This is a genomic window from Melaminivora sp. (assembly GCF_032059615.1).
Classification (GTDB): domain Bacteria; phylum Pseudomonadota; class Gammaproteobacteria; order Burkholderiales; family Burkholderiaceae_C; genus Melaminivora.
In genome coordinates this window covers 1-8151 of sequence record NZ_DAMCAM010000088.1, presented here as the reverse complement: position 1 = coordinate 8151, position 8151 = coordinate 1, and the positions used below count along the sequence as shown (strand labels likewise).

General features: G+C 71.1%; 10 protein-coding genes and 1 pseudogene. 7 read left to right on the top strand and 4 right to left on the bottom strand.

Features of this window, described 5'->3' with window-relative positions:
- Window positions 1-201 (top strand): annotated as a pseudogene (locus tag RT051_RS13875) (ABC transporter); the annotation flags it as partial.
- A 79-nt stretch (window positions 202-280) separates the two neighbouring features.
- Here RT051_RS13875 and sstT read toward each other — a convergent pair.
- Window positions 281-1504, bottom strand: coding sequence for a serine/threonine transporter SstT (gene sstT, locus RT051_RS13870; RefSeq protein ID WP_313077549.1), 1224 nt, complete (start codon window positions 1502-1504; stop codon window positions 281-283).
- A 137-nt stretch (window positions 1505-1641) separates the two neighbouring features.
- Here sstT and rlmB point away from each other — a divergent pair, with 137 nt between their 5' ends.
- The 6 genes from rlmB (at window position 1642) to RT051_RS13840 (ending at window position 6105) form a co-directional block, all read left to right on the top strand.
- On the top strand, window positions 1642-2403 hold the full coding sequence (rlmB, locus tag RT051_RS13865) for a 23S rRNA (guanosine(2251)-2'-O)-methyltransferase RlmB (protein ID WP_313077548.1): 762 nt from the start codon (window positions 1642-1644) through the stop codon (window positions 2401-2403).
- Window positions 2400-3173, top strand: coding sequence for an NAD-dependent protein deacylase (locus RT051_RS13860; RefSeq protein WP_313077547.1), 774 nt, complete (start codon window positions 2400-2402; stop codon window positions 3171-3173). Before rlmB ends, RT051_RS13860 begins: the two co-directional genes overlap by 4 nt.
- On the top strand, window positions 3170-4015 hold the full coding sequence (locus RT051_RS13855; protein WP_313077546.1) for a fumarylacetoacetate hydrolase family protein: 846 nt from the start codon (window positions 3170-3172) through the stop codon (window positions 4013-4015). Before RT051_RS13860 ends, RT051_RS13855 begins: the two co-directional genes overlap by 4 nt.
- Before the next feature lie 59 nt (window positions 4016-4074).
- Window positions 4075-4407, top strand: a complete 333-nt coding sequence (locus RT051_RS13850; protein WP_313077545.1) for an SMR family transporter — start codon at window positions 4075-4077, stop codon at window positions 4405-4407.
- Window positions 4408-4508: 101 nt separating this feature from the next.
- Window positions 4509-5720 (top strand): NnrS family protein, encoded by a 1212-nt coding sequence (locus RT051_RS13845; RefSeq protein ID WP_313077544.1) that lies wholly within the window; start codon window positions 4509-4511, stop codon window positions 5718-5720.
- A 94-nt stretch (window positions 5721-5814) separates the two neighbouring features.
- A complete protein-coding gene (locus RT051_RS13840) occupies window positions 5815-6105 on the top strand; it encodes a DUF2249 domain-containing protein (RefSeq protein WP_313077543.1) in 291 nt (96 codons plus the stop codon).
- 85 nt (window positions 6106-6190) lie between these two features.
- On the opposite strand, the gene sufT is transcribed toward RT051_RS13840, so the two are convergent.
- The 3 genes from sufT to RT051_RS13825 all read right to left on the bottom strand — a co-directional run.
- The gene (sufT, locus tag RT051_RS13835) at window positions 6191-6745 is read right to left on the bottom strand and encodes a putative Fe-S cluster assembly protein SufT (protein ID WP_313077542.1); all 555 of its coding nucleotides are present in this window, start codon (window positions 6743-6745) and stop codon (window positions 6191-6193) included.
- Complete coding sequence (gene sufU, locus RT051_RS13830; RefSeq protein WP_313077550.1) at window positions 6742-7251, bottom strand: Fe-S cluster assembly sulfur transfer protein SufU; 510 nt, start codon at window positions 7249-7251, stop codon at window positions 6742-6744. Before sufU ends, sufT begins: the two co-directional genes overlap by 4 nt.
- On the bottom strand, window positions 7251-8151 hold a 901-nt coding region (locus RT051_RS13825), incomplete at its 5' end, for an aminotransferase class V-fold PLP-dependent enzyme (protein WP_313077541.1). The genes RT051_RS13825 and sufU, both read right to left, overlap by 1 nt.

Sequence of the window (8151 nt, the reverse complement as noted above, 5' to 3'; positions counted from 1 at the left end):
CCGGCCGTGCTGCTGGCCGACGAGCCCACGGGCAGCCTGGACTTTGCCACCGGCGGTGCGGTGATGGACCTGATGCTCAGCCTGAACCGCGAGCAGGGCACGACGCTGATGCTGGTCACGCACGACCGGGAGATCGCCGCGCGCTGCGACCGGCGCATCACCATCGAGGCCGGGCGCATCGCTGCGGATGAAAACTTATAGCTGACAGCCAGCGCCAGGCAACGTTTTGCAGGTGTTTCGTGCCGAAAAACGTTAACTGGTATCGGGTTGGTGCTATGAATCAGCGAGCAGCGCGCCGCTCCTGCGCCATGCTGGCCGCCGCCGTGAACAGCACGTCGGTGGAGGAGTTGAGCGCCGTCTCGGCCGAGTCCTGCACGACGCCGATGATGAAGCCCACCGCCACCACCTGCATGGCCACGTCGTTGCCGATGCCAAACAGGCTGCACGCCAGCGGGATGAGCAGCAGCGAGCCGCCCGCCACGCCCGAGGCGCCGGTGGCGCACACCGAGGCCACCACGCACAGCAGCAGCGCCGTGCCCGCATCCACCTGGATGCCCAGGGTGTGCGTGGCGGCCAGGGTCAGCACGCTGATGGTGATGGCCGCGCCCGCCATGTTGATGGTCGCGCCCAGCGGAATGGCGATGCTGTAGGTCTCTTCCTTGAGGCCCAGGCGCTGCGCCAGCGCCAGGTTGATGGGAATGTTGGCGGCCGAGCTGCGCGTGAAGAAGGCCGTCACCCCGCTCTCGCGCAGGCAGGTGAAGACCAGCGGATAGGGGTTGCGGCGAATGGCGGCGAACACGATCAGCGGGTTGACCACCAGCGCCACGAACAGCATGCAGCCCACCAGCACCAGCAGCAGGTGGCCATAGCCGCGCAGTGCCTCGATGCCGGCGTCGGCGAAGGTGGCGGCCACCAGCCCGAAGATGCCCAGCGGCGCCAGGCGGATCACGCCCTGGATGATGGCGGTGATGGCCTGCGCGCCGTCGTGCAGCACGGCGCGCGTGCCGGCCGAGGCGTGGCGCAGCGCCAGGCCCAGCGCCACGGCCCAGGCCAGGATGCCGATGTAGTTGGCCTGCAGCAGCGCGTTGACGGGGTTGTCCACGACGCTTCTGGCCACATTCAGCAGTACCTCGCCCACCGCGCCGGGCGGCGCCATCTCCGCCTGCGGCGCGGCGTGCAGCACCAGGGTGCTGGGCCACCACAGGCTGGCGGTCACGCCCACCACCGCGGCCGACAGCGTGCCCACCGCATACAGCAGCAGGATGGGCCGGATGCCGGTGGCCTCGCCCGGCGTGTGCCCGCTGATGGCGGCCATGACCAGCACCAGCACCAGCACCGGCGCCACCGCCTTGAGCGCGGCGATGAAAAGCGTGCCCAGGACGGCCACGTAGGGCGTGGCGCCGGGTGCGAGGGCCGCCAGCAGGGTGCCTGCCACGAGGGCGATGGCGATCTGCGCGACAAGGCTGGTGCGCTGGGCCCAGCGCAGCAAGGGCGAAAAAATCATGGTGTCGAGAAGGGAGGGAGGAGGGCCCCGGCAGCCGGGCCGAAGGCTTGGGGGACGCGGCGCAGCCGGCGTGTCAACAGGGAAAGCGCGAAATTTTACCGTCCGGCCCGCGCGCGGCCGGCCGGATAATCCGCCCCATGTCCACCCCCAAAGTCCTCTTCGGTTTCCACGCCGTGGGCGTGCGCCTGAAGACCGCGCCGCAATCCATCATCGAGATCTACTACGAGCCCACGCGCCGCGACGCGCGCATGCGCCAGTTCCTGGCGCGGGCCCGTGAGGCCGGCGCGCGGCTGATCGAGGCCGATGCGCTGCGCATCGCCCGGCTTGCCGGCAGCCACGGCCACCAGGGCGTGGCCGCGCGCGTGCAGGCGCTGGAGCAGACGCACTCGCTCGACGACCTGCTCGACCGTCTGGAGGCCGAGGGCGTGGCCGCGCCGCTGCTGCTGGTGCTCGACGGCGTGACCGATCCGCACAACCTGGGCGCCTGCCTGCGCGTGGCGGATGGCGCCGGCGCACACGCCGTCATCGCGCCCAAGGACCACGCCGTGGGCGTCAACGCCACGGTGGCCAAGGTCGCTAGTGGCGCGGCCGAGACCGTGCCGTATTTCATGGTCACCAACCTGGCGCGCACCCTGGCCGAACTCAAGGAGCGCGGCATCTGGGTGATCGGCACCAGCGACGATGCGCCGGGCACGCTGTACCAGGCCGACCTGCACGGCCCCGTGGCCCTGGTGCTGGGCGCCGAGGGCGCGGGCATGCGCCAGCTCACGCGCAAGACCTGCGACGCGCTGGTCAGCATCCCCATGCAGGGCGCGGTGGAGAGCCTGAACGTCTCGGTGGCCAGCGCCGTCTGCCTGTACGAGGCGCTGCGCCAGCGCCAAATCCGGCAGCCGTCATGAAGAAGGCGCCGCACGGGCTGCACACGGTGCACGGCTGGGTCCTGGAGGCCGAGCGCATCGCCGTGCTGAGCGGCGCGGGCATGAGTGCCGAATCGGGCGTGCCCACCTTCCGTGACGCCCAGGACGGCTACTGGGCGCAGTTCAACCCGCAGGACATGGCCAGCGAGCGCGGCTTTCGCGCCGCGCCGCAGCGCGTGTGGGACTGGTACGCGCACCGGCGCGCCGGTGTTGCGCAGGTCCAGCCCAACGCCGGCCACGTGGCGCTGGCCCGCTTTGCCCGGGCGCATCCGGGCCGGCTCACGGTGATCACGCAGAACGTCGATGGCCTGCACCAGCGTGCCGGCAGCAGCGGCGTGCTGTGCCTGCATGGCGACCTGCTGGCCGACCGCTGGCTGGAGGCGCCGCGCGCATGCTGCCGGCTGGAAGACGCCGAGCCCGGCAGCCCGCCGCGCTGCGGGAGCTGTGGCAACCTGGTGCGCCCGGGCGTGGTCTGGTTCGGCGAAAACCTGCCCGTGGACGTGTTCGAAGCCGCCCGGCAGGCCGCGCAGGGCGCCGATCTGATGCTGGTCGTCGGCACGGCAGGCGCCGTCTATCCGGCAGCGGGCCTGGCGCGCCTGGCCCGCCAGGCGGGGGCTCGCGTGGTCGTCGTCAACCCGGTGGCCAGCGAGCTCGACGACGTGGCCCATGGGGTGCTGCGCGGCACGGCGGCGCAGCTGCTGCCGCAGTTGCTGGAGCCCGGCGCCGGGCGCCCGGACCAGGAGACGCCATGAAACTCATCCGTTTCGGCCCCGCGGGGGCCGAGCGCGCCGGCCTGGTCGATGCCGCGGGCCGGCTGCGCGATGTCTCCATGCTGGTGCCCGACTGGGGCCCGGCGCAGCTGGCGCCGCGCACGCTGGCCGCCGTGGCGGCCATCGACGCCGCCCGCCTGCCCGAGGTTGAGGCCGGCACGCGCCTGGGCTGCCCCCTGGCCGGCATCGGCAAGATCGTCTGCGTCGGCCTGAACTACGCCGACCATGCGCGCGAGGCGGGCCTGGCGCCGCCCGGGGAGCCCGTGCTGTTCATGAAGGCCACCAGCGCCTTGTGCGGCCCGCACGACGCCGTGCGCATCCCCGCGGGGGCGCAGAAGACCGACTGGGAGGTGGAGCTGGGCGTGGTCGTCGGCACGCGCATGCGCTCTGTGGCGCGCGCCGACGCGCTGGCGCACGTGGCCGGCTATGTGCTGGCCAACGACGTGTCCGAGCGCAGCTTCCAGATGGAGCGCGGCGGGCAGTGGGACAAGGGCAAGGGCTGCGACACCTTTGCGCCCGTGGGGCCGTGGCTGGCCACGCCCGACGAGCTGACCGACCCGCACGCGCTCGATCTGTGGCTGGAGCTCAACGGCGAGCGCATGCAGGGCGGCAGTACGCGCGACTTTATCTTCGACCTGCCGACCGTGCTCGCCTACATCAGCCAGTTCATGACGCTGGAGCCGGGCGACTTGGTGCTCACCGGCACGCCCGCCGGCGTGGGTCTGGGGCAGAAGCCCGAGCCGCGCTTTCTGCGCCCGGGTGACGTCATGCGCCTGGGGGCCACGGGCCTGGGCGAGCAGCGCCTGACCTGCGTGGCGGGCTGAACACTCCGGCCAGGCGGCCCCCAACCCGCCTTCCCCCGGGGGAAGGAGCGAGAACGCATATGCATCCCTACGTCCTGCTCGGCATCTCGATTGCCGCCGAAGTCGTCGCCACCTCGGCGCTGAAATCCTCCGCGGGTTTCACCCGCCCGTGGCCCAGCCTGCTGACCGTGTTGGGCTACGGCCTGGCGTTCTATTGCCTCTCGCAGGTGCTCAACCACCTGTCCACCGGTGTGGTTTATGCCATCTGGTCGGGCCTGGGCATCGTGCTGATCTCGCTGGTCGGCTGGTGGCTGTACGGCCAGAAGCTCGACGGGCCGGCCCTGCTCGGCATGGCGCTCATCGTCGCCGGCGTGGCCGTGATCCAGCTGTTTTCCAGGTCGTCCGGGCATTGATCGCGCCGCCCGGCGCGGGCCGGGAACCGCCGCGGCCTTTAAGATTCATTTAGAATGAATTTATTGCTCGCCCCACCGGGTGTTCTGCCTTCCTCAATGCCGTGAACCAGCCTCTGCCTTTTCCCCAACGCCCTGGCCAGGCCGCGCCGGCCGCACCCCTGCTGCGCGGCCTGCCGCTGCTGCGCCTGGGCTTTCGTCCGTTCTACCTGGGTTCTGCGCTGCTGGCCTGCCTGTCGGTGCCGGTGTGGGTGCTGGCCTTTCTCGGCTACATCCCCCTGGGCGTGTCCGTGCCGCCGCTGCTGTGGCACGCGCACGAGATGCTGTTCGGCTTTGCCGTGGGCGTCATCGTCGGCTTCCTGCTCACGGCCGTGAAGGCCTGGACGGGCCTGCCCACGCCGCGCGGGGCCACGCTGGGCGCCCTCGCGCTTTTGTGGCTGGCTGCGCGCCTGGCAGCCTTCGTCGCGCCGTATCCGGTCTATGCGGCGCTGGACATGCTGCTGCTGCCCGCCGTCGCGGCGAGCCTGCTGACCGTGCTGGTCCAGGCGCGCAACAAGCGCAACATTCCCCTGATCTCGCTGCTGCTCCTGATGGCGCTGGCCAACGGCGTTTTCCACCTGTCGGCCATGCAGGTCATCGAGGTGCCGGCCCTGTCCGCACTGCATGCCGAGCTGGCGCTGGTGCTGATGGTGATCACCGTCATCACCGGCCGCGTGCTGCCCATGTTCACCAAGAACGTCACCCCCGGCCTGGTCATCAACGTTCCGCGCAAGTTCGAGCTGGCCCTGCTGGCCGTGACGGCGATCGCCCTGCTGCTGTGGGTCTGCGCCGCGCCTGCGCCGCTGGCGGCCCTGGCCAGCGCCGCCGCCGCCGTGCTGCACGCCGTGCGCCTGGCGCTGTGGAAGCCCTGGGTCACGCTGCGCCGGCCCATCCTGTGGATCCTGCACCTGTCCTACGCATGGATGCCCATCGGTTTTGCCCTGCTGGCTGCGGCGCAGCTGGGCTGGCTACCGGCGACGCTGGCCATCCATGCGCTGGCCGTGGGCGTGGTCGGCGGCCTGATCATCGGCATGCTGACGCGCACCGCGCGCGGCCACACCGGCCGGCCCCTGCAGGCCTCGCGCGCCGAGACGGCCGCCTACGCCATGGTCCTGCTGGCCGCCGTGCTGCGCGTGCTGGTGCCGGCCGTGCAGCCACAGTGGTACGTGGGCGCGCTGCATGGCGCGGCCTGCCTGTGGGCGCTGGCCTTTGGCATCTACGTGGTCATGTACACGCCCTGGCTGATGCGCACCCGGCTGGACGGCAAGGACGGCTGAGCCGCACGGCCTGCCTTGCTGCCCTTCTCCATCCCTTTTTCCCTCGCCGACTGGCGTTTTCCTCCACCCCTCCTTCACTCCACAGGCTGAGTCCATGAGCACCACCATTGCCACCGAAATCGACGTCCGCACCATCCCCCCGTACGAGCGCCACGCGCAGATTTTTGGCCAGTTCGACGCGCTGGAAGCCGGCCAGGCCCTGGTCATCGTCAACGACCACGACCCGGTGCCGCTGCGCCGCCAGTTCGCCGCACGCACGCCGGGCCAGTTCGACTGGACCTATCTGGAGGCTGGCCCCGCCCTGTGGCGCGTGCAGATCGACAAGACCTCCAACACCGCGCAAGAGGGCGGCTCGTGCTGCTCGGGCGGCGCCTGCGGCGGCTGAAGCAGCCGACCGGTCTTGCCCGGTCATCCGGCATGAAACAAGCGGACCCTGGCGGTCCGCTTTTTTTTGTTTGGCGCGGGCGGCGCTACAGCCCCAGCGCCAGCTGCGCCTCCTCGGACATGCGCGAGCGATCCCAGGGCGGGTCGAACACCAGGTTGACGGTGATCTCGCCCACGCGCGGCAAGGCCAGCACCTTGTCGCAGACCTCGTCGGCAATGGCCTCGCCCATGCCGCAGCCGGGCGCGGTGAGCGTCATGTCGATGACCACGCGCACCTTGTCCTGCTCCTGCAGCGGCTCGAACCGGAGCGCATAGACCAGGCCCAGATCGACGATGTTGACCGGGATCTCCGGGTCGTAGCAGGTGCGTAGCGTCTCCCAGATCAGCGGCTCCAGGTCGTCGATGTGCAAGTCCTGCGGCGCGGCGATGGCCTGCGGCGGCTGCTTGCCGATGGCGTCGGCGTCCTGGCCCTTGAGGCGCATGAGCTGGCCCTCGACCAGCAGCGTGAACGAGCCGCCCAGCGCCTGGGTGATCTGCGCCAGCTGCCCGGCTTCTAGCTCGACCGGGTGGCCGCTGGGGATGGTCTCCACGCCCACTGTGCGGCGCACCAGCACGTCCTCGCGTTGGCGGCGATAGGTCATGGGGCCTCCGTGGTGCTGGCCTGCAGGGTGGCGCCGTCGCTCTCGGCGGCCTGGACGGTGGCGGCGTCGTCCTTGCCGCCGTGCTGGGCGATGGCGTGCATCAGCGCGTGCCAGCCCAGCAGGGCGCACTTGATGCGGCTGGGGTACTGGCGCACGCCGGCCAGGCTGATGAGCTTGCCCAGGGGCGCATCGTCTGGCTCCTCCTCGCCCGTCAGCACGGCGCGAAAGTGCTGCTGCAGCGCCTGCGCGGCGGCCACGTCGCCGCCCTTGACGGCCTCGGTCATCATCGAGGTCGAGGCCATGCAGATGGCGCAGCCCTGGCCGGAAAAGCGGATGTCCTCGACTTTGTCGCCTTGCAGTTGCAGCTCCACGGCGATGCGGTCGCCGCACGACGGGTTGGTGCCCTGCGCCTGGTGCGTGGGCGCGGCCAGGTGGCCAAAATTGCGCGGCGCGCGCTTGTGTTCGAGCACCACCTCCTGGTAGAGGTCGTTCATGGCGTTGTCCATCATCGCAGCAGCTCCAGGGCGCGGGCGGTGGCGGCGATCAGGCGATCGACCTCGTCCGTGGTGTTGTACAGGGCAAAGGAGGCGCGCGTGGTCGGCCCGGCCACCAACTGGTCGAGCAGCGGCTGCGCGCAGTGGTGGCCGGTGCGCACGGCAATGCCCGACTGGTCGAGCAGCGTGCCGATGTCGTGCGGGTGCACGCCCTCGCAAACGAAGGACACCAGCGCCGAGGCAGCGCTGTCCCGGCTGAGCACGCGCACGCCGGGCAGGGCGGCCAGGCCCGCAGCCGCCTGCTCGCGCAGGGCGTGGATATGGGCGTCGATGGCGGCGCGGCCCGTCTCGTCGATAAAGCGCGCGGCGGCGGCCAGACCGACGGCCCCGGCGACATTGGGCGTACCGCCCTCCAGGCGCATGGGCAGGGCGGCGTAGCGGGCGCGCTCGTAGCTCACATCCTCGACCATGTCGCCGCCCAGGCGCAGCGGGTACAGCTGCTCCAGCGCCGCGCGCCGGCCCACCAGCGCGCCCGTGCCCATGGGGCCGTGCATCTTGTGTCCGGAAAAGACCAGAAAGTCGCAGTCCAGCGCCGCCATGTCGGGCACGGCATGGGCGGCGACCTGGGCCGCGTCCAGTACCGTGAGCGCGCCGGCGGCCTTGGCCATGGTCAGCATGGCCTCGTACGGCGGGCGCTCGCCCGTGGCGTTGGCGCAGGCGGTGAGGGCAAAGACCCGGGCGCCGCCGCCTTGCAGCAGCGCGACCAGGTCGGCCTCGTGCAGCCGGCCTTCGTCATCGGGCTGGAGGATGACAAGCTGTGCGCCCGTCATGCGTGCGGCGTGCTGCCAGGGCACCAAGTTGGCGTGGTGCTCCAGGCCGCTCACGATGATGCGGTCGCCCGGGCGCAGCCAG